This is a genomic window from Candidatus Nitrosopumilus sp. bin_6a (assembly GCF_054095695.1).
This window is the reverse complement of record NZ_JBSWSR010000007.1, coordinates 38936-62038: the sequence shown is the minus strand read 5'-3', so window position 1 is coordinate 62038 and position 23103 is coordinate 38936. Positions and strand designations below refer to the sequence as shown.

The 23103-nt window shown below is 32.5% G+C and carries 33 protein-coding genes and 1 tRNA gene; 14 read left to right on the top strand and 20 right to left on the bottom strand.

What is annotated here, in order from left to right; all coding sequences use genetic code 11:
* Positions 1–41: 41 nt before the first annotated feature.
* From ACW9XA_RS08260 to ACW9XA_RS08245, 4 genes are all read right to left on the bottom strand, one after another.
* On the bottom strand, positions 42–263 hold the full coding sequence (locus tag ACW9XA_RS08260; RefSeq protein ID WP_457763868.1) for a hypothetical protein: 222 nt from the start codon (positions 261–263) through the stop codon (positions 42–44).
* Between the two features lie 208 nt (positions 264–471).
* Positions 472–2787, bottom strand: coding sequence for a valine--tRNA ligase (locus tag ACW9XA_RS08255; protein WP_457763867.1), 2316 nt, complete (start codon positions 2785–2787; stop codon positions 472–474).
* 7 nt (positions 2788–2794) lie between these two features.
* Positions 2795–3610, bottom strand: a complete 816-nt coding sequence (locus ACW9XA_RS08250; protein WP_457763866.1) for a 6-pyruvoyl trahydropterin synthase family protein — start codon at positions 3608–3610, stop codon at positions 2795–2797.
* 68 nt (positions 3611–3678) lie between these two features.
* Entirely contained in the window at positions 3679–3957 is a 279-nt protein-coding gene (locus tag ACW9XA_RS08245) for a 4a-hydroxytetrahydrobiopterin dehydratase (protein WP_457763881.1), read from the bottom strand.
* Positions 3958–4025: 68 nt separating this feature from the next.
* On the opposite strand from ACW9XA_RS08245, the gene ACW9XA_RS08240 reads away from it, so the two are divergent.
* Positions 4026–4781 carry an asparagine synthase C-terminal domain-containing protein gene (locus ACW9XA_RS08240; RefSeq protein ID WP_457763865.1) on the top strand — a complete coding sequence of 252 codons (756 nt, stop codon included), beginning with the start codon at positions 4026–4028 and terminating at the stop codon, positions 4779–4781.
* On the opposite strand, the gene purB is transcribed toward ACW9XA_RS08240, so the two are convergent.
* From purB to ACW9XA_RS08225, 3 genes are all read right to left on the bottom strand, one after another.
* Positions 4774–6135, bottom strand: coding sequence for an adenylosuccinate lyase (purB, locus tag ACW9XA_RS08235; protein WP_457763864.1), 1362 nt, complete (start codon positions 6133–6135; stop codon positions 4774–4776). The genes ACW9XA_RS08240 and purB overlap by 8 nt on opposite strands.
* Positions 6136–6297: 162 nt before the next feature.
* Positions 6298–6519 (bottom strand): hypothetical protein, encoded by a 222-nt coding sequence (locus ACW9XA_RS08230; protein WP_457763863.1) that lies wholly within the window; start codon positions 6517–6519, stop codon positions 6298–6300.
* Between the two features lie 5 nt (positions 6520–6524).
* On the bottom strand, positions 6525–6986 hold the full coding sequence (locus ACW9XA_RS08225) for a CBS domain-containing protein (protein WP_457763862.1): 462 nt from the start codon (positions 6984–6986) through the stop codon (positions 6525–6527).
* Between the two features lie 115 nt (positions 6987–7101).
* Between ACW9XA_RS08225 and ACW9XA_RS08220 the strand changes: the two genes are divergently transcribed.
* Together ACW9XA_RS08220 and ACW9XA_RS08215 are read left to right on the top strand one after the other, a co-directional pair.
* A complete protein-coding gene (locus ACW9XA_RS08220) occupies positions 7102–7527 on the top strand; it encodes a universal stress protein (RefSeq protein ID WP_457763861.1) in 426 nt (141 codons plus the stop codon).
* A gap of 156 nt (positions 7528–7683) precedes the next feature.
* Complete coding sequence (locus ACW9XA_RS08215; protein ID WP_457763860.1) at positions 7684–8307, top strand: hypothetical protein; 624 nt, start codon at positions 7684–7686, stop codon at positions 8305–8307.
* 51 nt (positions 8308–8358) lie between these two features.
* On the opposite strand, the gene ACW9XA_RS08210 is transcribed toward ACW9XA_RS08215, so the two are convergent.
* Positions 8359–8559 (bottom strand): hypothetical protein, encoded by a 201-nt coding sequence (locus ACW9XA_RS08210; protein WP_300323533.1) that lies wholly within the window; start codon positions 8557–8559, stop codon positions 8359–8361.
* Between the two features lie 142 nt (positions 8560–8701).
* Between ACW9XA_RS08210 and ACW9XA_RS08205 the strand changes: the two genes are divergently transcribed.
* Genes ACW9XA_RS08205 through ACW9XA_RS08195 form a run of 3 tightly spaced genes read left to right on the top strand, consistent with a single transcriptional unit; the run spans position 8702 to position 10874 of the window.
* Positions 8702–10150 (top strand): RtcB family protein, encoded by a 1449-nt coding sequence (locus ACW9XA_RS08205; protein WP_457763859.1) that lies wholly within the window; start codon positions 8702–8704, stop codon positions 10148–10150.
* On the top strand, positions 10147–10563 hold the full coding sequence (locus ACW9XA_RS08200) for a DNA-binding protein (protein WP_457763858.1): 417 nt from the start codon (positions 10147–10149) through the stop codon (positions 10561–10563). Before ACW9XA_RS08205 ends, ACW9XA_RS08200 begins: the two co-directional genes overlap by 4 nt.
* Positions 10563–10874: a hypothetical protein gene (locus tag ACW9XA_RS08195; RefSeq protein WP_457763857.1), complete on the top strand. Its 312-nt coding sequence runs from the start codon at positions 10563–10565 to the stop codon at positions 10872–10874. Before ACW9XA_RS08200 ends, ACW9XA_RS08195 begins: the two co-directional genes overlap by 1 nt.
* On the opposite strand, the gene ACW9XA_RS08190 is transcribed toward ACW9XA_RS08195, so the two are convergent.
* Positions 10871–11368, bottom strand: coding sequence for a 30S ribosomal protein S11 (locus ACW9XA_RS08190; protein WP_457763856.1), 498 nt, complete (start codon positions 11366–11368; stop codon positions 10871–10873). The genes ACW9XA_RS08195 and ACW9XA_RS08190 overlap by 4 nt on opposite strands.
* Before the next feature lie 119 nt (positions 11369–11487).
* On the opposite strand from ACW9XA_RS08190, the gene ACW9XA_RS08185 reads away from it, so the two are divergent.
* A complete protein-coding gene (locus ACW9XA_RS08185) occupies positions 11488–11808 on the top strand; it encodes a hypothetical protein (protein WP_457763855.1) in 321 nt (106 codons plus the stop codon).
* A 3-nt stretch (positions 11809–11811) separates the two neighbouring features.
* On the opposite strand, the gene thiL is transcribed toward ACW9XA_RS08185, so the two are convergent.
* Positions 11812–12759: a thiamine-phosphate kinase gene (gene thiL / locus ACW9XA_RS08180; RefSeq protein WP_457763854.1), complete on the bottom strand. Its 948-nt coding sequence runs from the start codon at positions 12757–12759 to the stop codon at positions 11812–11814.
* Complete coding sequence (locus tag ACW9XA_RS08175) at positions 12743–14041, bottom strand: phosphomannomutase (RefSeq protein ID WP_457763853.1); 1299 nt, start codon at positions 14039–14041, stop codon at positions 12743–12745. Before ACW9XA_RS08175 ends, thiL begins: the two co-directional genes overlap by 17 nt.
* 53 nt (positions 14042–14094) lie before the next feature.
* Between ACW9XA_RS08175 and ACW9XA_RS08170 the strand changes: the two genes are divergently transcribed.
* A tRNA-Thr gene (locus tag ACW9XA_RS08170) sits at positions 14095–14168 on the top strand.
* Between the two features lie 196 nt (positions 14169–14364).
* Here ACW9XA_RS08170 and ACW9XA_RS08165 read toward each other — a convergent pair.
* Positions 14365–14550: a hypothetical protein gene (locus tag ACW9XA_RS08165; protein ID WP_457763852.1), complete on the bottom strand. Its 186-nt coding sequence runs from the start codon at positions 14548–14550 to the stop codon at positions 14365–14367.
* A 61-nt stretch (positions 14551–14611) separates the two neighbouring features.
* Here ACW9XA_RS08165 and ACW9XA_RS08160 point away from each other — a divergent pair, with 61 nt between their 5' ends.
* Positions 14612–14824, top strand: coding sequence for a hypothetical protein (locus tag ACW9XA_RS08160; protein ID WP_457763851.1), 213 nt, complete (start codon positions 14612–14614; stop codon positions 14822–14824).
* A gap of 2 nt (positions 14825–14826) precedes the next feature.
* Here the strand turns inward: ACW9XA_RS08160 and ACW9XA_RS08155 are convergent, their stop codons facing one another.
* Positions 14827–15087, bottom strand: a complete 261-nt coding sequence (locus tag ACW9XA_RS08155) for a winged helix-turn-helix domain-containing protein (protein ID WP_014965737.1) — start codon at positions 15085–15087, stop codon at positions 14827–14829.
* A 105-nt stretch (positions 15088–15192) separates the two neighbouring features.
* Between ACW9XA_RS08155 and ACW9XA_RS08150 the strand changes: the two genes are divergently transcribed.
* Positions 15193–15777: a hypothetical protein gene (locus ACW9XA_RS08150; protein WP_457763850.1), complete on the top strand. Its 585-nt coding sequence runs from the start codon at positions 15193–15195 to the stop codon at positions 15775–15777.
* A 2-nt stretch (positions 15778–15779) separates the two neighbouring features.
* Here the strand turns inward: ACW9XA_RS08150 and ACW9XA_RS08145 are convergent, their stop codons facing one another.
* Both ACW9XA_RS08145 and ACW9XA_RS08140 read right to left on the bottom strand, forming a co-directional pair.
* Positions 15780–15947, bottom strand: coding sequence for a hypothetical protein (locus ACW9XA_RS08145; RefSeq protein WP_457763849.1), 168 nt, complete (start codon positions 15945–15947; stop codon positions 15780–15782).
* A gap of 163 nt (positions 15948–16110) precedes the next feature.
* On the bottom strand, positions 16111–17862 hold the full coding sequence (locus ACW9XA_RS08140) for an AIPR family protein (protein ID WP_457763848.1): 1752 nt from the start codon (positions 17860–17862) through the stop codon (positions 16111–16113).
* Positions 17863–17997: 135 nt separating this feature from the next.
* Between ACW9XA_RS08140 and ACW9XA_RS08135 the strand changes: the two genes are divergently transcribed.
* The gene (locus ACW9XA_RS08135) at positions 17998–18348 is read left to right on the top strand and encodes a cupredoxin domain-containing protein (protein ID WP_457763880.1); all 351 of its coding nucleotides are present in this window, start codon (positions 17998–18000) and stop codon (positions 18346–18348) included.
* Between the two features lie 110 nt (positions 18349–18458).
* Here the strand turns inward: ACW9XA_RS08135 and ACW9XA_RS08130 are convergent, their stop codons facing one another.
* Complete coding sequence (locus ACW9XA_RS08130) at positions 18459–18680, bottom strand: histone family protein (RefSeq protein WP_457763847.1); 222 nt, start codon at positions 18678–18680, stop codon at positions 18459–18461.
* Between the two features lie 33 nt (positions 18681–18713).
* On the opposite strand from ACW9XA_RS08130, the gene ACW9XA_RS08125 reads away from it, so the two are divergent.
* The 3 genes from ACW9XA_RS08125 to cgi121 are packed head-to-tail and all read left to right on the top strand — an operon-like array spanning position 18714 to position 20731.
* Complete coding sequence (locus ACW9XA_RS08125) at positions 18714–19532, top strand: TatD family hydrolase (RefSeq protein WP_457763846.1); 819 nt, start codon at positions 18714–18716, stop codon at positions 19530–19532.
* 32 nt (positions 19533–19564) lie between these two features.
* The gene (locus tag ACW9XA_RS08120) at positions 19565–19918 is read left to right on the top strand and encodes a hypothetical protein (RefSeq protein ID WP_457763845.1); all 354 of its coding nucleotides are present in this window, start codon (positions 19565–19567) and stop codon (positions 19916–19918) included.
* Between the two features lie 39 nt (positions 19919–19957).
* Entirely contained in the window at positions 19958–20731 is a 774-nt protein-coding gene (gene cgi121, locus ACW9XA_RS08115; RefSeq protein ID WP_457763844.1) for a KEOPS complex subunit Cgi121, read from the top strand.
* On the opposite strand, the gene ACW9XA_RS08110 is transcribed toward cgi121, so the two are convergent.
* From ACW9XA_RS08110 to ACW9XA_RS08095, 4 genes are all read right to left on the bottom strand, one after another.
* The gene (locus tag ACW9XA_RS08110; RefSeq protein ID WP_457763843.1) at positions 20723–21244 is read right to left on the bottom strand and encodes a THUMP domain-containing protein; all 522 of its coding nucleotides are present in this window, start codon (positions 21242–21244) and stop codon (positions 20723–20725) included. The genes cgi121 and ACW9XA_RS08110 overlap by 9 nt on opposite strands.
* Positions 21241–21837 (bottom strand): L-threonylcarbamoyladenylate synthase, encoded by a 597-nt coding sequence (locus ACW9XA_RS08105; protein WP_457763842.1) that lies wholly within the window; start codon positions 21835–21837, stop codon positions 21241–21243. Before ACW9XA_RS08105 ends, ACW9XA_RS08110 begins: the two co-directional genes overlap by 4 nt.
* A 169-nt stretch (positions 21838–22006) precedes the next feature.
* Positions 22007–22294: a winged helix-turn-helix domain-containing protein gene (locus ACW9XA_RS08100; RefSeq protein ID WP_457763841.1), complete on the bottom strand. Its 288-nt coding sequence runs from the start codon at positions 22292–22294 to the stop codon at positions 22007–22009.
* 112 nt (positions 22295–22406) lie between these two features.
* Positions 22407–23054 (bottom strand): hypothetical protein, encoded by a 648-nt coding sequence (locus ACW9XA_RS08095; protein ID WP_457763840.1) that lies wholly within the window; start codon positions 23052–23054, stop codon positions 22407–22409.
* Positions 23055–23103 lie beyond the last annotated feature (49 nt).

The window sequence follows — 23103 nt, the reverse complement described above, 5'->3', positions numbered from 1 at the left end:
TGGTAGCTAAATCACCTAATCAATATGTCCTTCGTGTGTTCTTATTTTCTAACATCCAAAGTTACGACAATTTCTGTCTGATCCTTATCAAGGTCATCATCTAATGTGATTTTTTTATCAACAAGTTTGAATTCGTCTATCAAAGAACCATCTTCATTAAATGTTCTAACTAGTTTGCTTTTTGGAAAAACAGATACATCACTAGCATCACGATATACTTTAATCGATTCGCCGTTTTTTATTATGATTTTCAATTCATTCACCTATGAGAAAATTAGATTATAAAAAGTACGATTTTATTGTTATGCGTAAAAATCTCATAATTCTATCTAAAATACTAGAATCAAATGACTATTATCGTTTTTAATCAAATTTCCAAATCTATGTAATTTCTCACTCGTGACTAAATACATCCATCTCTAATCTCGAAATGGGAGTAGTCTCCGTGGACTTGAACAATCATATCTAAATTTATTCTAAATTATGCATAGATTTCAAATCTTTTTTGAATTCTGATAAACTTTCGGGAATATCTATTTTGATTGAATCTTTCAATGAGAGATTCTGAGATTTTTTCTCATTCCATACTTTGGAATTAAATTCTGAAATCTCTTTTGTGATGCTACTTTTATCTTCTTTATCTTCTGGAATGACTTGTTTTTCTTTGTGAATACTGTCTTTTGAATACAATTCTTTCCAAAGATGTTCTGTGATAAATGGAGTGATTGGTGCTAATAATTTCAAAATTGTTGACAATGTTTTATGAAGTGTAAAAATTGCACCGTCTCTTTCTTCATCAGAAAATTCAATTCCATATGCACGTGCTTTGACCATTTCAATATAATGAGCAGCAAATACATTCCATGTAAATTCTCTAATTGCAATTGCTGGAATGAAAAAGTTGTATACATCATATCCTTTTTTGCATTCTTTGACTAATTTGTCTAATTCTGCTAAAATCCATTCATCAGATGCTGAAAGTTTTCCTGATTCAATTACTGGAAAACTCGACAAAAATCTTGACACATTCCATAATTTACTGAGGAATTTTTTTGTTGATTCAATTTTTTGCTCGTTACATCTGAAATCATATCCGTGATTGATTTCACTAGCACTCCAAAACCTAAAAGTGTCTGCACCTAATTTTTCAATTACAGGTAAAGGATCTATTGCATTACCTTTACTCTTACTCATTTTCATTCCTTTTTCATCAAGACCATATCCCATTATCCAAGCTTCAGACCATGGTTTTTCTCCAGTCAGTTGCTCACATCTAAGAAGTGTATAGTATAACCATGTTCTAACAATGTCTTTTGCTTGAGGTCTAATTGATGCAGGGTATACTTTGTTGAAAAATTCATCATCTCTGTTGAATTTACTAATGAAAAGTGGAGATACACTGGAATCCATCCATGTATCAAAAGTTCTTTCCTCTCCTACAAATTCAGTGGAATTGCATTTAGTGCAATTGCTGATTGGACATTTTTCCTCCCAAGGTCTGTAGTATTTTCCAGGCTCTGGAACATGGGGTTCTGAGCAGTCTTTGCAGTACCATATGGGAATCTCAGTACCATAGTATCTTCTTCTGGATATTGGCCAGTCGATATTGATGGATTCAAGCCAATTCATAAGAATTTGCTTGTGCATTGATGGATGAAATGTAATTTCTTGACCTAGTTTTTTGATTTTCTCAACTGCATCTTTTTGTTTTAGATAATATTCCTCCATTGGAATGATTTCAATTGGAGTTTTACTTCTCTCTGATACTGGTGTTCTGTGAACAATATCTTCAACTTTATCTAATAATCCTCCCGTCTCTAAATCTTCTATGATTTTTGTTCTAGCTTGTTTTGGTTTTAGTCCTGTATATTCTCCTGCGACTTCAGTCATTCTTCCATCTAATCCAATTGCAACAATCTCTTCTAATTCCAATTCTCTAAATAATGCCACATCATTTTGATCACCATAACTACATACCATAACAGCACCTGACCCAAACTCTTGTTGAGCAGAATGATGTGTTCTTAATTCTACTTCTGCATTAGTGATTGGAACAATTACCTTCTTCCCGATATATTCTGAATATCTTTCATCATCTGGATTTACAATGATTGTTCTACATGCACAAAGTAACTCTGGCCTTGTACTTGCAATGATGATCTCTTTGTCTGTATCTTTGATTTTGAATTTCATATACGCTAGTTTTGTAGCCAAGTCTTCATACATGATTTCTGCATCAGCAATTGTTGTACCTGACACCCAATCGTAATTATTTGGTCTATTTGCTAGATAGACTTGTCCCTTTTTCCATAATTCGATAAATGTTGATTGTGTAAGTGCTCTGTATTCTTTTGAATCTGTTCTGTAATAGTGTGCAAAATCTCCACTGATTCCCAGACTCTTCATAATTAGAATCATTTCTGCCTCCAAATCGTCTAGCGCTTCTCTGCACAGATTTAGAAATTCTCCCCTTTCTGTTTCCCTCATTCTGATTTTGTGTTTTTTCTCAGTGTATAGCTCTACTGGCAGTCCGTTTCTATCGATTCCTATTGGAAAATAGACGTTTTTCCCTGCCATTCTTGCAGTACGTGCAATCATGTCAATTTGTGAGTAATGGGCTGCTGCACCAATGTGCCATGGTCTGCCTGAAGGATATGGAGGAGGTGTATCTATTGTATAGTTATCTTCTTGAGGTGTAAAATCATAAATTTTTTCTTCTTCCCATTGACGAAGAATTTTCTTCTCTAACTCTGGATTCCATGCTTTTTCTGAGATTTTGGGTTCCATTTCTTAATTATCTTTCAATGTTTGAAATAATATGAGATCCTTTGTTATAACCCTCATAGATGTAAACACCTACTGCTTCAACATTTGATGGCATTTTTGGTACTAGTAATTTGATAATTTCACTTGAAAGATTTTCAACTGTAGCTTCTCCTTCTAGTAGATATGTGGTATTTTTAGGAACTTGTAAATCAAACATTCCTTTAGGCCCTTCAAATTGAATATGATAATGTGAATCATCTTCTTTTTGTAAATATTTTCTATTAATGAAAAATTTATGATCAAATACATTTACGACTTCTTTGATAATTTTTTTAGCCTCACCAAAATCTAAAAGAAGATTGTCTTTCATTTGTCCCACTAATTCTACCATTACAGAAGATGTATGTCCGTGTAAGATGGAGCATTTTTCGACTAATGGAAGTATATGCGCATAATCAAATGAGAATGAAGCATCTTCTAGAAATATGGAACCTGTTTGTGGTGTTTTATCATAAAATACAATATCCTGTAATTCTTTAATCTGTGCAACATATTTTGCATGCCCTATGGCCATTATCTTATTTTCAGGAAAATCTTCTTTGATCTGCTTGTATTTTTCAATGTCTTCATCTGTGTCAATTACTTCGATCAATCCTTTTTCTGTTTTGAAATCAACTATCACATCAATTCCATTCTTTAGTGTGACTTTGTGATTGTATTCATAATCTTGTTCGAGGAATGTGAGCATCTGTGCTACTGTTAGCTCTGTTCTAGTTTTAAGTAAATTTCCCTTTTTATCGATATATCTAAAATCTGAATCTAAAATTGTAGGACTTGTAGCCATGTGAAGTCATCTGACTATAGATATAATATAAATTCTGTAATGAACGAGCCTGAAATTCTTCAACATTTCTATGCTAAAGAATTTAAAATTTTGGCCAGATTGATATCATTTTTTGTAATTCCTCCCGCATCATGAGTTGTCAATTCTACTGTGATTCTATTATACACATTAAACCACTCTGGATGATGATTCATTTTTTCTATCTCCATCGCTGCTCTGGTCATAAAGCCAAATGCTTGATTAAAACTATCAAATTCAAATTCTTTGTGTAGTTTTTCATTAATGAGATTCCATCCTGGAAGGTTTTTTAGCTCTTCCTTGATGTCTAGTTGTGATAAACGCATTATGTTGTATTACATTTAATGTTAAATTAAAAGATTGATTCATTACCCTTTGTGGGATATAAGATGTAGATATGAACGAAATGAACACAAAATTATTTGAACATATCAAAAACTCTATTTCTGAAACTGTCAAAGTAAATAAAATAGGAATTGCTTTTTCCGGAGGAGTTGACAGTACATTAATTTCAAAAATTTGCTCAGACATGGGATTTGATGTGACATTATTAACAATCGGTTTTTCTGAATCCCATGATATCTTGTTTGCAAAACATGTTAATGAATTTCTAAAATATCAACATCATGTTTTAGAAATTGATCCAGATACTTTTCCAAATGTTTCTTTGAAAATCAACCAAAAAATAAAAACTGATAATTTGTCTTGGAATGAGAATTGTATTGCATTTCATTACGTCTCAAAACTTGCAAACTCTTTAGATCTAGACACAGTAATAACTGCAAATGGGATTGATGAATTGTTTTGCGGATATAATGCATACAGAGAAGCATTCTCTGGAGGAGAGTCTCAAATCAATGAATTGATGCTTGCCAAATTAGATAACGAACTTAAAATGATGAAGGCAGTCAATCTAATTGCATCTGAGTTCGGCGTAAAAATTCTTCAGCCTCTTCTGTCACCAAAATTCATCGAGTATGCAAAAACGGTTCCAATGTCTGAAAAAATTCATGACTCTGAGGATCTATATCGCAAACACATTATTCGAAAATTAGCCAGCGAAATAGGTGTCCCTGAACTCTCTTGTACAAAACGGAAAAAAGCATTACAGTATGGCTCTAAAATTCACAAGGCTTTGCTAAAAACTAGATGAATTTCTGAACTGTTTTCTTTACTGATTTCTCTACATTACTAATAATTACAGGTGACGCACCAAGGTGTTTTTCTGGTGAGAAAATTGCATCGATTTCTTTCTCTGTTAGTTTTGAGGAGAATGCTTTATCCTTTTTGATAGCGTCCTTGTAAAATATTCCCTTATCATTTGCTTCAAATGCAACTCTTTGAACGTCTCTATATGCAACAAATCTTGGAATACCTTTTTTGATTAATGCTTCTAAAACAAACTCTGCAAAGATTTGTCCCTTTGTGATGTAAAGATTATCTACAATTCTTTTTTCATTTACCATCAAATTAGAAATAATTCTAGTCATAGTTTCTAGCATTTCATCAACTAGAATGGACACAGTTGGAATTACAAATCTTTCATTGGCTGAATTTGAAAGATCTCGTTCATGCCACAATGGAATATTTTCAAATGCAACTGCAACTTGACTCCTTACAAGTTTAGATAATGATGATACTCGTTCGCTCTTAATTGGATTTCTTTTCACTGGAACTGCACTACTTCCCATCTGACCTTTTTTGAATTGTTCTGCAACTTCACCAATTTCGGTTCTTTGCAAATTCCTAATCTCTATGGCAATTTTTTCTAAGGTTGCACCAATTAATGCCAATTCAAATACATATTCAGCGTATCTCTCTCTAGGTACAACTTGTGTTGTTACCTCTGCTGGAAATAGTTTTAATCGCTTTGCAGCTCTTTTTTGTACTTCAAGTGATCTTGCACCCATGAGTGAGCCTGTACCAACAACACCTAATGTCTTGCAAATCAAAATTCTTTTCTTAATCTCTTCAATTCGTTCTACATGCTTTGCCATTTCTGCAGCCCAATTTGCAAACTTTAATCCAAATGAAATGATACTTGCATGCTGACCATGTGTTCTGCCAACTGCTGGAATTTTTGCATGCTTTACTGCTTTGCTTGCAAGGATTGATGCTATCTTTGCAACTTTGGGCTCAATGATCTGTAATGCATCCCTCATTTGCATTGAATTACTGGTATCTACTAAATCATTACTTGTAAGACCATAATGAATCCAAGGTCTTGCATTTTTACTACATTTCTCACTAAGTGATTCTACCAATGCTGCAGTGTCATGATCACTTTTTGCTTCTAACTGCTTGATTCTTTTTGCAGTAATTTTTCCAGATGTTGCAGCTCTGTGGATTTCTTTTCCAATACTTTTTGATATCATTCCTATTTCACTTTGGGAGATGGCTGCAGCTCCTTCAATTTCTAATTGATAATCTACTTTCTTTTGTTCACTGAAAATATCCATCATTTCTTTTGTGCCGTAACGACCGTTATCAATAGGTAGAATTGCCAATATTTTTGGTCTTTATACATCGAAAATAAATCTACTCATCAAATCTGAACTTAATCTACTCGGTCTCTTAGTTCATGACAATCACAAAGACAGCCTTTTTGACATTTCATACGTTTACAATCTGAGCAAACTTTCTTTCTCCAATAGGGTGCAGTATTCATTTCAATACCTTTGTGTTACCTTGAAAGTTTTTCTTTTCACTTGAAGAAGAATTTTAATCAGATACAATGTCCAAATCCCCATTAAAATATAATATAAAATACTCACATCAGGAGCATCTGGAATTTCTTTCGGTTCTTCTTCTACAGGCATATCAAATGGTGGCATATAGACAATTCCAAGAAATACGGGGATTGCTACTAGAACAAGAATTGGTAATACCATGATTTCTAATTATATGGACTATAATTTGTATAAATTTTTGCCACAGAGTGAAAATACATATCTCTCATATCTTCTTCTACAGATACTGCTAACAGGTTAACAATATCCGTTGCAGTGATTATTCCTACTACTTTTCCATTATTGATGACTGGTAATTTTCTTATTTTTCTTTCATGCATCAAATCTGCTGCATCTCTTACTGGTTCATCTGAGTTGATTGAGAATAGTGGAGATGACATGATTTGTTTTACAGGTTCTGTAATTTGATATGCATGGGCTGCCACTTTTATTGAAAAGTCTCTATCTGTGACAATTCCTACTGGTATGTTGTTTTCCATCACAATTACTGCGCCGACTTTTCCGTCTTCCATCATCTTTGCAGTTTCATTTATCGTTAATGTTGCATCAACAGAAATCACCGATTTTGTCATCACATCACCAATAGTGATTGTTTTTGCATCTGTCATTTTACTGATTTATTATGACTGAGTCTATATTTTATAGTCTTCTAGAATATCAAAACTGAAAATCATCAAAGATAACATCAATCGGCTTTAAATTAAACAACTGGTTGGATATATTATGGCGTTTCAAATTAAAAAAATACTCGTACCTTTAGATGGTTCTTCTAACTCCTTTAGGGGATTAGATGCTGCAATTCAAATGGCAAGAGAATCAAATGCTGCCATCACTGGTCTTTATGTGGCAGGAATTGTAAAACCTAAAACAAATGATCCTATTACTCCCTTAGAGAAAATTTTGTTGGGGCATGCACAAAAAATTATGAAAAAAGCAAAGACAAAAGCTGCACAAAAAGTAATTTTGTTCTTTGATAGAGTTTCCTATGGAGATGATGGAAAGAGAATTGTTGAAATTGCAGATAAACAAAACTTTGATCTGATCGTAATTGGTTCTAGAGGTATGGGTGCAGCAAAAGAATTTTTCTTAGGAAGTACATCGAACTATGTACTTCATAAATCCAAGAAACCTGTGCTTATTGTGAAATAATCTGATTAAATTAGAAATGAAATTTTATCTGTCCAAAAGACAGAAAATTTGAATACTCCAATTTTGAGAACAATTTTTCATGTTTAGTCTCAACTATCAGTAATTAAACAATATTACATACTGGCATTGATGTAAGATAATTTTGAGATTGGTTTTATGAAAACTCCACAATGTCAAAGATGCAAGGCTTCTCTTTCAGATGATCTTAGCTATTGTTCTCAATGCAATTGGAAAAAAAGTAGACATGTGATTCCTGAGATTATAGAAGAAACAACAGATGTCAAAGAAACAACAGATGTTAAAAATACTGGTGTTAAAGATAAACCAAAAAAAAGCAAATCAAAAACGTTGAAATTTAAAAAAGAAAAATCTTACCAAACTAAAGCAAAAATAGTTTACCTTTTCCCTTTGTTCTTTGGAATTTTTTTGATTGCCTTTGCAATAATTTTTGTTTCTTCCGTATCTTATTTACTAATGACCGGTGTCATGAGCAGTCTAGGTGGAATTGGAAGTGCTGGAATTCCAATGCTTGTAGATCTTGGACCTATAGATACAACAACAATGTGGTATATCTACACAATTATTGGAATGAATTCATTTGGATTCGAATACACCGGAAGTGAAATTCATGAATTGACAAATAGCTCAGCCAATGCACTGATGACTGGAATGTTGGATGTTTTCTCTGCAGCATTATTAATTACACTAGTTGAAATTGGAATCGGCATATTCATTATTTTTATGAGTAGAAAAATGTACAAACGAACTCTAATGCGTTAGAATCTGATTATGAATAAATAAATTAAAAATTCATCTGCTAAAATATTGCATCTAACTTCTAGTTTGTTTCTTAACTGCTGCAATTTTTTTAGATGATCTGGCTTCTTTTGTTTTTGCTGATGATTTACTTACTTTACCTTCAGTTTTCATGCTTTTTCCACTTCTTCTAGCAGCACGAGAAGCTTTTGCTCTTATTTTCTGTTCTTCTTTTTGTTTTTCAATTTCTTCTTCTGTTAATTGTTTTCTTACCACAAATAATGAAACAGTCTAATCATAGATAAATTAGATCATCAATTTCATATTTGGTAACATCTTTTTTATGAAAACTTTTTGTTTTATTTCATGATTCTTCTGATGATTTAAATTGGATTGAAAGGAATTTTTACCGATACTCATGTCTTCGGCTGAACCAAGAAAAATTGGAGAAAATCAGTATCAAATTGATGCTGATTCAAACCTTGGAATGAAAGTTCCTGTGAGGATTTATGCTGATGAAGCATTGATGCAAAAAATGTTGTCTGATAGAACAATCATGCAGGCACGAAATGTGGCTTCTATTCCTGGTATAGTCGGTCATAGTGTTGTTTTACCTGATGGACACGAAGGTTATGGTTTTCCTGTTGGTGGAGTGGCAGCTATGGATGCAGAAGAAGGAATGATTAGTCCTGGCGGTGTAGGATATGATATTAACTGTGGAGTTAGATTACTTCGTTCAAATTTAACAGAAGATCTAGTCCGTTCAAAACTAAAAGAACTCGTCACTGATCTTTTTAGCTCTATTCCATCTGGTGTTGGATCTAAAGGTGCCGTAAAATTAACTCATTCAGAACTAGATGAAGTTTTAGTAAAAGGAGTCAATTGGGCAATTGATCATGGTTATGGCTCATCTCATGATGCTGATGTTTGTGAAGAAAATGGACAGATTCAAAACGCTGATCCAAACAAAGTTTCTGATAAAGCAAGAAAAAGAGGAGCTCCACAACTTGGCAGTTTAGGTTCTGGAAATCATTTTCTTGAAGTACAAAAAGTTACAGAGATACATGACGAGGAAGCAGCAAAGAGAATGGGGATTGAAGTAGGAACCATTACAACTTTAATTCATTGTGGTTCTAGAGGATTTGGTCATCAAGTATGTAGTGATTATCTTAGAGTATCTGAACAAGCAATGGAAAAATACAATATTACTTTACCAGATCGAGAACTTGCATGTGTTCCAAATAATTCTGAAGAAGGAGAATCTTATAGAAAAGCAATGTTTTCAGCATTAAATTTTGCATGGAGTAATAGACAAATGCTGACTCATTGGACTAGAAATTCATTTCAACGTGTGTTTAATCAATCTGAATCTGATCTTGATATGAAATTAGTTTATGATGTTGCACATAATATTGCCAAAGTAGAAAAACACAAAGTTGATGGAAAAGATCGTAATCTAGTTGTTCACAGAAAGGGAGCAACACGAGCATTTCCTGCAAATCGTAATGAAATCCCATCAAAATATCGAGATTTAGGCCAGCCTGTATTGGTTCCAGGTTCTATGGGGACAGCAAGCTGGATTCTACTTGGACAGCCAAATTCCATGAACTTGAGTTTTGGTTCTACTGCTCACGGTGCAGGCAGAACCATGTCCAGATCTAAAGCTAGAAAGAATTATTCTGAGAATGATGTAAAAAAATCCCTCAATGAGAAGGGCATATTTATCAAAGCATTAACCCGAGATGGAGTTGTGGAAGAAACTCCTCAAGCTTACAAAGATGTTGATGCTGTAGTCAATGTATCTCATAATCTGGGTATTGCCACAAAAGTTGCAAAATTAGTGCCTATTGGTGTGATAAAAGGTTGAGCGAAGAAGATTCTGAACTTGAAAGATTAAAGGCAAAACGACTTGCTGAAATGCAGAAAAACATTTCTACAAAAAAAGAAGTTTCATCTAATTCAGAACCACAGAAAAAAACAGTTTCTGAAAGTCCTCGAGATTCTTTAATCAAAATACTTGGGTTTAGAGGTTTAGAAGTTTTAGAAAATGCCGAATCTCAATTTCCAAATGAAACTAAAATGATTGTAGAAAAATTATCTGAATTGATAAAAACTGGTGAAATTAATGAAAGTATTGATGGAGGAAAACTACTGACATTGTTTAGATCAGTTGGACTGAATGTAAGGATGGCAACAAAAATCAATATCGAACAGGATGGAAAGTTTGTATCTTTAAGTGATAAACTTAGCAATCAATCATCTAATGATGGTGATGAGTAATGGATCTTGTTTTAGAAATAGGAACAAAAAATTATGACAATGATTTGTTTTTAATTAAAAAAGCAATGTCTCATATGGAAACTCTTGTAGGTGGTTACAACGGATATGCTCTGAGTGAACCTTCATCAAAGTTTGGATGGACATTTTTTAAAATGGCCTTTAAACCAAATTTACGAAATGGTATAGAAGAAAAATTCTCTGACATGATAATAAAATATCAAGCAAATGATCAAGCAGAAAAATTTGCAAAATTTATTGCAGATTATTTTATTTCTAAAGGCTGTGAAGTTAAAATAAAAATATCTGACTAGACTCTTCTTCCTCTTTTTCCACCTTTCTTTCTGGTGGTATCATGAGGAATAGGTGTTACATCATCAATTCTTCCAATTTTAAATCCGCCTCTTGCTAATGCTCTAATTGCAGCTTGTGCACCTGGACCAGGTACTCTGGAACCGACGCCACCAACAGCACGAACTCTGATATGGAATCCTGTAAATCCTTTAGTTTTTGCAGATTCGATTACTGCATTTGCAGCTTTCATTGCAGCAAATGGTGATGATTCGTATCTATCTGCATTAACGTGAATTCCACCAGAACTGATGGAAACTGTTTCACCACCTGTAAGGTCGGTCATGTGGATAATTGTATTATTATAACTGCTGTAAATATGGGCAATTCCCCATTTTTCAGGTCCTTCTTTTTTTGTTTCTGGTTGAGGCTTTGATTCTTCAATAGTTTGTGATTCTTCTTCAACTACTGCTTCAGTTTCTTCAACTTCTTCTACCTCAGCTTCGATTTCTGACAATGAATATTCACGCCTTAAAGGGTTTAAAATACATTGATTTTCAAAACTTGCCTTATTTTGGGCCACTTGGCTGTAAAATAATGACTATTCATATACAGCACCTCCTCTTTTTGCATTAAATGGCTTCAATTCTATTCTTGGCAATTGGTATTGCAATTGCAACTGCTCTAGTGGGCTCAGTCGCAATTGAATTTTTGACACCGATCGCCGATTCTGGCCTTTCTCCTTTAGAAAAAGACTGCCAACAAATTGCCAATGAAGGATATAGAATTCATTCAATGTATCCTGATTCAAATCCTGATGAACTACCTGTTGATGATTTTAAACGCTTGATGTATCTAGACGAATTATGGATTACGCAATGTGTTGACAAATTATCTGCAGAATCAATCTTTAGCATTGTAAATAATGTTGAAAGAGATTTTTCTTCTGGTGAATAGTTTTCAAAAATGCTTCCAACCTGCATCTTTTAGGCGAGTCAGTTTGTTATTTTTTTCAATATGAACTCCTCTTCCTGAAGTAACATAACCAATTTCTATAATTTTTGTTTTTGAGATTACGGCATTTCTTTCAATGATTTTTTTATATTTAGGGGATGCAGTGAATACAAATTCGTATTCCTCTCCTCCGTTGAACACCATGTTATGCAAACTCAATTTGTAAGATTTTGCATGATCTTCCAAATCTTTTGAGGATGGAATTTTATTTATGATGAATTTATTTTTGCTCTGATTTGACATTTCATTTAATGTTGTAGATAATCCATCACTTGAATCCATTGATGATGAAAAATATTTTTTATTTTTTATTCCAAAATTGAGTTTTGGATTTGGCTTTATTACTGATTCAATAGCTTTTTTGATAAAAACTCTTTTTCCTTTTTTCTTACCAAGCAACATGGCCAACCCTGCAGATGTATATCCAAACGGCCCTGTTACAAATATCAGATCTCCTTTTTTTGAACCTTCTCTAGTGACAATTTTATCTGTTGTTCCAAAAAGACATACGTTTAACACAATTTCTTTTCCTCCATTTGTATCTCCACCAATAATAGAGATATCAAATTCTCCACATGCTTTTTTAAAACCTGAAACAATTGCATTAATTTTTGAGCGTGAAATTGTCTTTGGCAGATTAATTGAAATCATTCCATATCTGGGTTTGACTCCCTTTGCAGCAAAATCACTTACACATGCTACAACACTTTTCCTTGAAGCATCTGATAATTTCATTTTAGATGGGATGTCTGTGCTTTCTACTAGAGTATCTGTTTTTGCAACAATTTTGTTCCTGCCTAGATGAAAAATCTCTACATCTTCTGATTCACTGTCTTTCTTGCCAAATCCTTTCTGAAAAATTTTGATTATTTCAGATTCATCTAATTTTTTCATAACTTTGATTCACTAATTCCATTGTATCCTTGACAATTTTTTTACATTTTTCTACATTATTTGATTCTGCTGAAACTCTAATGATGTCTTCTGTATTTGATTTTCTGATTAACACCCAACTATCTTCATCAATAATTCCTTTGATTCCATCTAATGAAATTATTTCTGAATATTCTTTAGAAAATTTTGATTTTATTTCATTAATTACCTTGTCATGAAAATCTGAATTAATTTCCGTCTTGTCTCTTATTTGATGATAACTTTCCATGTAATTCAAAACTTCATTAAATTCTGTAGTTCCTAACATTGATGCAATCAAACCGCTAGTTAGAATTCCTTCTCTACAATAATTGAATTCTGGTAAAATAAAACCTCCACTACTTCCTTCCCCTCCAGCTTGTGCATTATTTTTCAACATCAGATCTATTACATTTGCCTCTCCGACTTTTGATCTTTGAACGGTTCCTCCTTTTTCTTTGATGAATTTTTCAACCGATACACTTGTATCAATACTTAGAACAAACTTTTTGTAACCTAACTCTAGTGATTTTGCTACACCTAAACCAAGTGTAACATCTGGTGTTTGTTTTTCACCATTTCTTACAACAACTAATCGATCTCCATCCAAATCAAATGCAAATCCAATATCTTTTTTGTTACTTGAGGAAATCAAGTCTGATAAATTATCTGATGTTGGATCAGGACCTCTGGTACATCCAGAAAGGTCTTCGTTAAGTATTTCAACACTACAGCCTATTTCTTTTAGCAATTCTGGAGCGAATCCCTTGGCTGCTCCGCCCCCAATATCAACAACTATTTCTGGATTATTTTCTATATTCCCTATGATTTTTTTTGCGTCTTCGATATAGGATGTTGATATTTCACTCTCGATTCCTATCTTTCTTTTTACAATATCTTGATGCTCGATTATTTTAGGAAGTTCTTGCTCATTAATTCCCCTTCCATCGATGATGAATTTCATCCCATTCCATTCCAACGGATTGTGTGATGAAGAGACTACTATTCCTGCACCATAATTTCTTGATTCTCGAAAAATTACTGGTGTTGGCGCTGTCTGTAAATCAAAAACATCTATTCCGTTTTTTAATAGCACTGCACTTGCAGTTTCTTTTATCATTTGACCTGATGGCCTTGTATCTTTTCCAATGACACATTTCTTAGATTCAATTAATGATGAAAAATTATTGCAAAATTCTAGTACATTTTTTAGGTTAAGATCATCTCCAAAAATTCCCCTAATTCCAGAAATTGTTTTTTTCATTTAGTCCATTTCGGAAAGGCTTTTTATTAACTCTGATGGATTTATCCAAACGTGCCTTGGTAGCTCAGCCTGGTAGAGCGAACGCCTCGTAAGCGTTAGGTCGCGGGTTCGTACCCCGTTCAAGGCTCTGTAAAATTTTTAAAAATTGCTAGATAATTGTTAGTTTGATTCATTGAAGGTTTCAATATCTGTCTCTAGATCTTTTCCTAAACCTTCCCACCATTGTTTTATTTGATCTGTCATATGTTCCCCTCATAGTTTACCTGAAATTGTCCTTTATAGATCTGTCGGTTGATTGATAATTGATCAAACACTAACAAATTCTAATTTTCCTTTTCCTCTTGTTTGTTTTTCATTTTTCTGTAAATGATTATCATCAATGTTGCACCTGCACAGCCCCAGAATAATGGTGACAATCCAGCATTAATAGTTGGTTGGAGTAATCCCATGAATCCTAATGACATAATTGCTACAAGAACTATTCCTAATATCTCCAACAATTTGGCCATTTTTCTATCTGCTTATCTTCATAAATCAAAAAGATATATGGTTTTGTAAAACAATTGTTTCATGGACAAATACCTGCTAGTAATTTTGATTTTTATGGTTGTAACAATTCCAATAGCATTTTTTGAACCATCTACTGGCGAACTTCGGGATCCTCCTTTGTTTCCTTTAATGTGGGCTGCAATTGTAGGAATAATTGTAATTGTTCTTTACAGCTCTTACAAAGAAAGAAAAGAAAGGCAAGCAGCTAATGCAAAACGAAGATCTAGAAAATAATCTTAAAGTTCCAAACCAAATGATTCAGCAATACTTGAAAAGTTTACGTAAGAATCCAAGTATTGTCTGCCTTTTGAAGTGATAACAAAGGTATTCTTGCCATCAAATTCTATTTTGTTGATGAGACCTGCACCTGTCAAATTTTCCAAGAATTTTGATAATCTTGAATGTGATAAATTTGCCTTTGTAAGAAGTGAGGTTGTTTTGATGCCTTCTTGACCAGACTGTTGAGTGGCAGTTAGTAAATCTGCGACAATTTGCATACTGGTTCTATAGGAAGTCATACGTAACTAATTCTCAAACTCTGATATAAGGGTATTACCATTAATTCAGATCAGATAAATAGACTCTGGCCTAATTTTTGTCCAATGTCTTCACAATCATCTATTCCTTGGTTTGATGATTTTGTAGGTGTTGCTTATCGGTATTATGATCTAAGGATGAATGTGGTTCCACTGTTTACTGAAAGAAAAGAGGCAGCTTCCCTTTGGCACGACACTATTCATTCATGGGTAGATCCATCAATTAAAATTCGCTTTTTAGAGATCGATGAGAACTATTGGTTCATCATGGGTGCAGACTCTCAAAAACCCGATACGAACTTGGCCTTTTTCAAAGAATTGCCAAAGTCTGAAAACTATGAACGATTCAAAAAAGGTCACGGTGGAGAAGCATATCTTAGATTAGGAGTATATGCAAAAAAATCTCTTGAAGATGTAAAGAAAGATGCAGTATGTCAATGTAGTCATGAAGCTCAAGATCACGATGAAGGGGATGACGATGTTTGTCTTTTTAACAAATGTTCTTGCAAAAAGTTCTCTAGTTTTCAGGTTAATTTACTAAAAAAGAAAAAAACAATAACTGACATTAAATTTCTGGAAGAAAAAGATCTAAAAAGTGATCCTCTTGTTTGGAATTGTATTAATACAAATAAATTTTCAAAAACAAAATAAAATCAGTCTAAATGCTTGTTTACTCTGATATGATCTCCGGGATAATGCTCATCTACTTTTTTTGAATAACATTTACCACATAATGTGCCATCTATTCCCCATTCATCCATTCCCTTAAAACGAAATCCTACAATTTCACTACAAATTACACATTTTTCTTTTTTACCCAAAGTGCTTTAGCTCTTTTTAATCAATATAAAAAACATTCTAGAACAAACAGTCTCCAGAAAAATTATGTTAAATATTACTGGTTTATACTGAATTTAGGTAGGCAGTCTGGCCAATGTAAACCTCCTGCAAGATTTTTACTTGGTTGGACTACTACCTTTGAAATTAAAATAAATTGTTTGCAAGTTTTTTCAATGCTAAAATTTCATCCTCTTCTTGTCTGATTTTCTTATCAATTACTCTGAGCATTGAATCATTCCAAACATGCTGAGAGAAGAAATTATGCTTGGTGTTTGCTAATTCTATTTCGTCATCAACAACTGTATCTTCAAGAAATTTAGTCACCACTACATCTGCTATCTTCAAAATTCTGGAATTAAGTTTAAAACTGCGAAATATCGGCTCCAGCTTCCTCACGTCTCCTTTAAAATCTCCCTTTGATTCAAGAATTTTTTTATGAAGAATTCTGAAATAAACTGCAACAAAAAACAATGTTGCATATCTTTTTGTTTTATGGCCTCCCTGTTTTCCATATTTTAGTGATTTTTTTGCAAATTCTTTTACAAGATATGGGTATAACAAAATTCTGTAATCATCTTTTAGATTGTCATTGAAAACATCATCATATTTACTTCCTCTTGGAAGAAACTGAGCTGGAGAACTATATGCTTCAGTTGGTCTTTGTTCAATTCCTGCAACTAGTGATTGTATTGCATCCTTGGCAACGATTACTTTCTTGTGATTATCTGGAAGATAATTGTTGTATATTGAATCTCCTTCATATTCAGATTGTTTTGATTTAGTTTTTGTATCAAAAGAACCTGCTTGAATCTCATAAAAATAACCACAATTTTTTAATTGAGATTTTATCGATTTATGAAAATCCATTAATGAAACTAAATCTTTTCCTCTAACCGAATTTTGTGAATTTCTATATTTTGTAATATTGTTTTGCTCTTGTTCATCATCAGCTTTGATTATTGTTACTGTCATTGAACCATCCATATTCTTTGTTCTCTTAGAATGATCAAGAATGGAATTTGATGTCTGTGCACCATTTACAATTTGTGGTGCATGAAGCTCGATTATGTTTTCCCCCAATTCTGAAAAATCACTTACTACAATAGTAATTCCGTTATTGTAAAAGAAAAATTTACCTGGATTACTTTGTAGTGTTTCTCTCAATCCTTTGTTTACTGTAGTCTTAAATTGCATCCATTGCCTGATGTTTGATTCAAAAACATAATCTCTATTTTTGCTTACAAATTCAGTAAGTTCACGCAGCTTTAAAATTCCTAAAATTGTATTCTCATGCCTTAACATTCTCTCTAATTTTATTGATGATTTTTTACCTTCTGCGGGTTTTTTTATCCTGTCCCATAATTTTTGAATTATTACTTTTTGATCAATAATTTCTACTATTTCATCTTGATAATCTACTTCCTGATCTGTTACATAGCAGCATTTTATTTTGAGCTTTTTTTCTTTTATTTTTGTAACCAACTGAGCAAGCTCTGGTCTCATTTTAACTACATCTTTTGCAAGTAATCTTTTAGCATCTTCTTTGAATTTTGCTATTGCTTCCAACGAATGTGATGTGCCATATTTTGATTGAAATAATCTAATTGTATTATCTGAAAAATCCACTGGAAGATACGCGTCAATCCCAAGGTCATTTGCTCCATCCACAATTGCGTCTGCAGCATCATCCTCTGTAGCCTCGAAAACTCTTGTTAAGATCCATTGAAGAAAATTATTTCCTTTCTCTACTTCACTCTTAGAATTTTCAGCATACTCTTGTATACTCTCTCGAATATTTTCTGTAAATCCTTCTAAAGGCTGACTAGAATTTTTCTGAACTAGTAACGTATGTGAACCTGGTATGTATTCCAGTAGTCCGTTTCTGTTTTGAGACATTTGTGTCTTCTAATATCCTATATATTTAGAGAATTTGGTAATTATGTAATAACTACGTTAAGGATGTAATGTGATTTGCTAAAAATATTGTCAATAATTGGGACCATTGTCGTAATTATTCTTGTAATAATTGGATTGATTCTCTCTAATACTACATTTGAAACAAATTCTAGCGAACAAGAATTGGTTGTCAAAGGTGATGTTATAATGCCTACAAAAGTGTCCCGTCCAGGATGTGAAGAAACTGATAGATGTTACATTCCTTCTGTAATTGTAATTGATTCAGGAAAACAAGTTACATGGGTAAATCAAGATTCAGCATTTCACAGTGTGACTTCGGGCTTTTATGGTGATCCTACAGAATTATTTGATAGCGGTCATATGGATCCTTTTGAATCATACACTCTGACATTTGATGATGTTGGCACATTTGATTATTTTTGCACTCTCCATCCTTGGATGAAAGGTCAAGTTATAGTAGAATAAGGTACCCGAGGGAGTCGAACCCCCTTGTATAAGCTTTGCAGGCTCACGCATAACCGTTCTGCCAGAGTACCGTTTTAAAAAACACAAAATGAATAATTAAACTCTTTAGATTAGAATTTACTAAATGGCTTTGAAGCCAATTTTACATCCTCACCTTTTACAGTCTTTCTACTAGCATGCGAGGCCATATCAACTGCACTTTTAGCAATACTGTCTGCTATTTCTTCTATGACTCTTCTTAACTCATCTGCTGATTCATCACTGACTCTTTCCGCTCCTGCTTTCTTGAGAATTCTATACATTGCAGATAATCCTAATTCTGATGATTTCATGAATTTTGTTTTGGTTTTTTCCGAAAAAAGATAATGAGTGAAAAAATATCACTAAGGAATCGATTTATACAGACTATTTCAAGAATTGATAAAGAAATGACTTGGTATTTTGATTCTCATATTCATTTATCTGATCCAGCTTATGTTTCTGATATGGAATTTACCTTAAAACAAATGGAATATTTGAAAATCAAAGCTTGTTGTGTATCTATGGATTACAAGAATTCATTACAAACTTTGGAGCTTGCAGAAAAAAGTAATCTAGTATTGCCTTTTATTGGAATTCATCCAGAATGTGCAAATGAAGGAATTGAAAATATTTCAAATCTAATTGAAAACAAGCATGATTGTATATCGGGGATAGGTGAAATTGGGTTAGACCCAACATACGTAAATCAAAATGATGATGCCAAAAAACAAAATCAAATATTTGAAACGTTACTGTCTTATGCTGAAAAATTCAACAAACCTGTTTCAATTCATTCTAGAAAAAGTCTAGATGATGTTTTTCAAGTGATGACCTCATATGACACAAAACATGCATTGCTACATTGGTTTGATGGCAGCAAAAAACAACTTCAAAGAGCTATGGATATGGGTTTTTTTGTATCTTATGGACCTGTGATGATTTATGCGAATGACAAACAAACATTGTTATCAAAAACTGACGAATCTCAAATCCTTGTTGAAACTGATGGCCCTGTGAGGTTTTCAAGATGTTTTGAAATGAAATCTGGACAAATTAGCTTTATTCCAAGTGTAATTTTCTGTGCTTCAAAAGTTCTAGGTAAATCATTTAACGAAATGGCCTCATTACTTGAAAAAAATTCAAATTCATTTCTTGGAATATAGGTATAAAATACCCCCCTGTATTTTGACGCTTAGTGGATAGAATAAAACGACTTTCATATGAAGTTCTAAATGGACACAAATCTAGATTTGGTGAAGATTTTGCCGGAAACAAAAAAGCATTAGATCAAATCTCTATAGTCCGCTCAAAAGGCTTGAAAAATGAAATTGCAGGTTATATTACAAAATATATTAAAAAAGAGATTCGTGAAGAAAAAGCTAAACAAGCACGTATTGCAGCTTCAAAAATCGAACAACAAGTTGAAGAACCTTCTGAAATAGAAATCTCTGAAGATGCTGAAATTGAAGAAACAGTAGAAGCATCTGAGAATGTCGAATCAACTGTTGAGGAAATTTCTTCTGAGACTGATGAAGAAACAACTGAATAATAAATTAAATATTATTTCTACATTTTAAATTAGATAGATATGTTTACTGTAAAATTTGTAGGTGGTGCAAAAAAATCTTTTTCTACAGAACATCTAAAAATTGATAAATCTGATATCACTATTCAAGAATTAATCAATTTACTACCTGAACTAAAACCAGAAGGTGCTCCTAAACTTGATACTGATAACGTGTTAATAGCAATTAATGGTGCTGATTCTTCTGCAATGGATGGAAAATTAACAAAAATTAAAGATGATGATGTCGTTAGCATAATTCCAATTATCCATGGTGGAGCATCAAAAAAATTTACTTTTGAATTCTCTAAAAAACAAATACAGGCCATGGAAATCAAAGGACAGAAATCAATTGATGTAAAATTCATTGATTCACTCAGGGAGAAATATCCTAAGATTTCACTTCAAGCTGTATCTAGCAATTACATTTTAAATTCATACCATTTCAAGAAAATAATTTCATTGTCTATTGAATCTGAAAAAAATAATATTTTACTTTCAAATAAAATTGAAACTGATATTCTCATGCGATTTGCTTTAACTACACAAATTTCTGATGCAATAAAAAATGTTGGAATTAAACCTAATTCTAATTTTATTTTAATTGCTATTGGAAATAAAAAAACACTGGATTCATTATATCGTGAACTGCTCCCTGTTTCTGTAAATTTATTCTCAAAAAATTATGATTCTTATCTCAAAAAACATTTCAAAATAACAAAAAAACACATCGATTCAATTTATTCAAAAAACCCCCTACCTGATATTTTAGTAGAGAAAGCAGCAGTATTACTCTGACATACTTCGTTTAGTTTTTTCTGTACTTAGAATATCTGATTTTTTTAGTATGGAAATACCTGCTTTATTGCCTAAAATTTCTATTAGTATCACCTTGTCAGGAAATTCAAGAGATACTTTGTTTTTTATTTTATCTGCAATTTTTGTGATTATCTCCTTACTTGATAAATCCGAATTTCTTTTTTCAATTGATATTCTATATGTTTCATTTTCTAAAATTTGATTAGATAATTCTGATATGCTATTTTCTATTTGGTCGATTTTTGATTCAATCACTTTCTGTATTGGTATGATTCTTTTGCAGTATCTGATACTCCATGGCTCATCAAGAAGCATGTCTTTGATTTTTCTTACAACTTCTATGGGATCAAGTTGTGTCTCTGCTGTCAAGATTCCTGACATGTTTGTGATTGAAATCTTTACATCTGAATCCCCAAATTCTTCTAAAATTTCTCTTAATTCTTCCTCTGTTTCTGGTTCAAGATGCCTAGGGCATGTAATAATCAGATTCATACATGTAAAATTTCATCTTTGCTTAAAGAACCTTCCCGGATAATTTTGATTTCATTATTTTCAATTTCAATAATTGTTGATTCTCCTTTTCCTGAAATTACTCCTCCATCTACAAACACGTCATATCCTTCTAAATTCTGCAAACACTCTTCTGGATTTGTATATGATGAATTTCCTGAAACATTTGCACTAGTTCCAACAAGAAAATTACATTTTTCCAATAATTCCAATGTGCATTTATTATTGGGAACTCTAATTGCAATTTTATCTTTCAAGTTTAATGACTCTTTAATTTTTTCATCTCTAATTTTCAAAATTATCGTTAGTGGCCCTGGCCAAAATTTGTCGACAATTTTTTCTGCAAATTCATTAAATTGAACAATTTTCTTGGCTGTTTCTTTTGAATATGTTAAAACTGGAAGAGATTTTGAAATATTTCGAGATTTTATTTTGTATATTTTTTCTACAGCTGTCTTATTGTATGGATCACAACCTATCCCATAAACTGTATCTGTAGGAAATACTACAATTCCTCCATTATTGATTATCTCAGAAGCTACTTTGATTCCTTCTTTATCACAATTAACTTTCAATATGTTCTGTGATTTTTTTTCTTTAATTATCATTTACTTTTGAATACGTTTTTAACAGTTTGTGATTTTACTTGAGAGATATGTCCTCTACTGATTATGAAGATACTGATTTTGAAGATGATTTTGATGATGATTTTGAAGAATCTGATGAATCTGATGAAGAATCTGATTAGATACTTAATCCAAAATTATCTGCAAAGTTTGTAAATGCATAATATGCTTGTAAGAATTCTCTTCCATTTTCACTTATTTTGTATTTATTTGATCCTTGATTATCTACTTTTTCTAAAAGACCTTGTGATACCAAGGTTTTCAATATTGATGAAATTCTGGAATGTGAAATGTTTGCTTTTCTAATTAGATAAGTAACTGATGCTCCATCCTCATCTTGTAAATCATCTCTAGTTGTTGCTAAAATATCTCCAATAATTTTCATATGTGTTCTGTATTCTGCCATCTTTCTATGAATAATTATTTTAATTTCTATGAGAGAGGGTTGATATTTTCCAATATACTAAAAAGATAAAAGAATTTGACAAATTCTCAAATTCTCCAAATTTTGAGCCTATTTAATTTTCGCCAAAATCTTCATCAAATTTTATTTTGGTCAAAGGTACTTTGCTTACTGGAATGAATAGTGCTACCAATCCACCAATTTTGATTATCATTGATGCAGGATATAGAATTGATTCTGGAAATACAAATGAGTACCATCCCAAAAATTCACCCAATGCTAAAAGTCCCAATCCTACAGAAACTGAAATTGCTCCTTTATTCCTATTTTCCAAATATGATAACATTGTTTCAATGGCACCATATGCTAACAAGATAAATGAAACGGATCTGAAAATATGTTCTAACTGAACAGAAGATACTAAGAATAAAGGAAATATACCCACTGATCTAAAATAACTAGATTTTGGAAAAAATGATTTTATGCTGTGTGAAAATGCAATGAAAAAATATCCTACAGTTTGTATTGCAATTCCTAAAGTCTGAATCCATCTTTCAATATTTCCCGATTTTGTTACAAAATCTTCTACCATGTATCCCGTCCAAATAACAAAAAATCCTAAACTAATTGAAAAAAATGCAATCGTTAATCGAAATAATGTTGGACTTCCTGTATTCCTAAATCCAATATATGACATTATTCCTATAGCAAGTCCAACCAAAAATCCTACCAAATTAAGAATATTTTCTAACAAAAATTCCAATGATGAATAGAAATCTGTTCAACTAATTATTTTAATCTGATGAATGATT

Excerpts from the sequence above, each read along its gene's own strand:
- ACW9XA_RS08255 (WP_457763867.1), bottom strand. The coding sequence starts at position 2,787 with ATGGAACCCAAAATCTCAGAAAAAGCATGGAATCCAGAGTTAGAGAAG.
- ACW9XA_RS08250 (WP_457763866.1), bottom strand. The coding sequence starts at position 3,610 with ATGGCTACAAGTCCTACAATTTTAGATTCAGATTTTAGATATATCGAT.
- ACW9XA_RS08240 (WP_457763865.1), top strand. The coding sequence starts at position 4,026 with ATGAACGAAATGAACACAAAATTATTTGAACATATCAAAAACTCTATT.
- ACW9XA_RS08230 (WP_457763863.1), bottom strand. The coding sequence starts at position 6,519 with ATGGTATTACCAATTCTTGTTCTAGTAGCAATCCCCGTATTTCTTGGA.
- ACW9XA_RS08225 (WP_457763862.1), bottom strand. The coding sequence starts at position 6,986 with ATGACAGATGCAAAAACAATCACTATTGGTGATGTGATGACAAAATCG.
- ACW9XA_RS08220 (WP_457763861.1), top strand. The coding sequence starts at position 7,102 with ATGGCGTTTCAAATTAAAAAAATACTCGTACCTTTAGATGGTTCTTCT.
- ACW9XA_RS08215 (WP_457763860.1), top strand. The coding sequence starts at position 7,684 with ATGAAAACTCCACAATGTCAAAGATGCAAGGCTTCTCTTTCAGATGAT.
- ACW9XA_RS08205 (WP_457763859.1), top strand. The coding sequence starts at position 8,702 with ATGTCTTCGGCTGAACCAAGAAAAATTGGAGAAAATCAGTATCAAATT.
- ACW9XA_RS08195 (WP_457763857.1), top strand. The coding sequence starts at position 10,563 with ATGGATCTTGTTTTAGAAATAGGAACAAAAAATTATGACAATGATTTG.
- ACW9XA_RS08185 (WP_457763855.1), top strand. The coding sequence starts at position 11,488 with ATGGCTTCAATTCTATTCTTGGCAATTGGTATTGCAATTGCAACTGCT.
- thiL (WP_457763854.1), bottom strand. The coding sequence starts at position 12,759 with ATGAAAAAATTAGATGAATCTGAAATAATCAAAATTTTTCAGAAAGGA.
- ACW9XA_RS08175 (WP_457763853.1), bottom strand. The coding sequence starts at position 14,041 with ATGAAAAAAACAATTTCTGGAATTAGGGGAATTTTTGGAGATGATCTT.
- ACW9XA_RS08165 (WP_457763852.1), bottom strand. The coding sequence starts at position 14,550 with ATGGCCAAATTGTTGGAGATATTAGGAATAGTTCTTGTAGCAATTATG.
- ACW9XA_RS08160 (WP_457763851.1), top strand. The coding sequence starts at position 14,612 with ATGGACAAATACCTGCTAGTAATTTTGATTTTTATGGTTGTAACAATT.
- ACW9XA_RS08155 (WP_014965737.1), bottom strand. The coding sequence starts at position 15,087 with ATGCAAATTGTCGCAGATTTACTAACTGCCACTCAACAGTCTGGTCAA.
- ACW9XA_RS08150 (WP_457763850.1), top strand. The coding sequence starts at position 15,193 with ATGTCTTCACAATCATCTATTCCTTGGTTTGATGATTTTGTAGGTGTT.
- ACW9XA_RS08140 (WP_457763848.1), bottom strand. The coding sequence starts at position 17,862 with ATGTCTCAAAACAGAAACGGACTACTGGAATACATACCAGGTTCACAT.
- ACW9XA_RS08130 (WP_457763847.1), bottom strand. The coding sequence starts at position 18,680 with ATGAAATCATCAGAATTAGGATTATCTGCAATGTATAGAATTCTCAAG.
- ACW9XA_RS08125 (WP_457763846.1), top strand. The coding sequence starts at position 18,714 with ATGAGTGAAAAAATATCACTAAGGAATCGATTTATACAGACTATTTCA.
- cgi121 (WP_457763844.1), top strand. The coding sequence starts at position 19,958 with ATGTTTACTGTAAAATTTGTAGGTGGTGCAAAAAAATCTTTTTCTACA.
- ACW9XA_RS08110 (WP_457763843.1), bottom strand. The coding sequence starts at position 21,244 with ATGAATCTGATTATTACATGCCCTAGGCATCTTGAACCAGAAACAGAG.
- ACW9XA_RS08100 (WP_457763841.1), bottom strand. The coding sequence starts at position 22,294 with ATGGCAGAATACAGAACACATATGAAAATTATTGGAGATATTTTAGCA.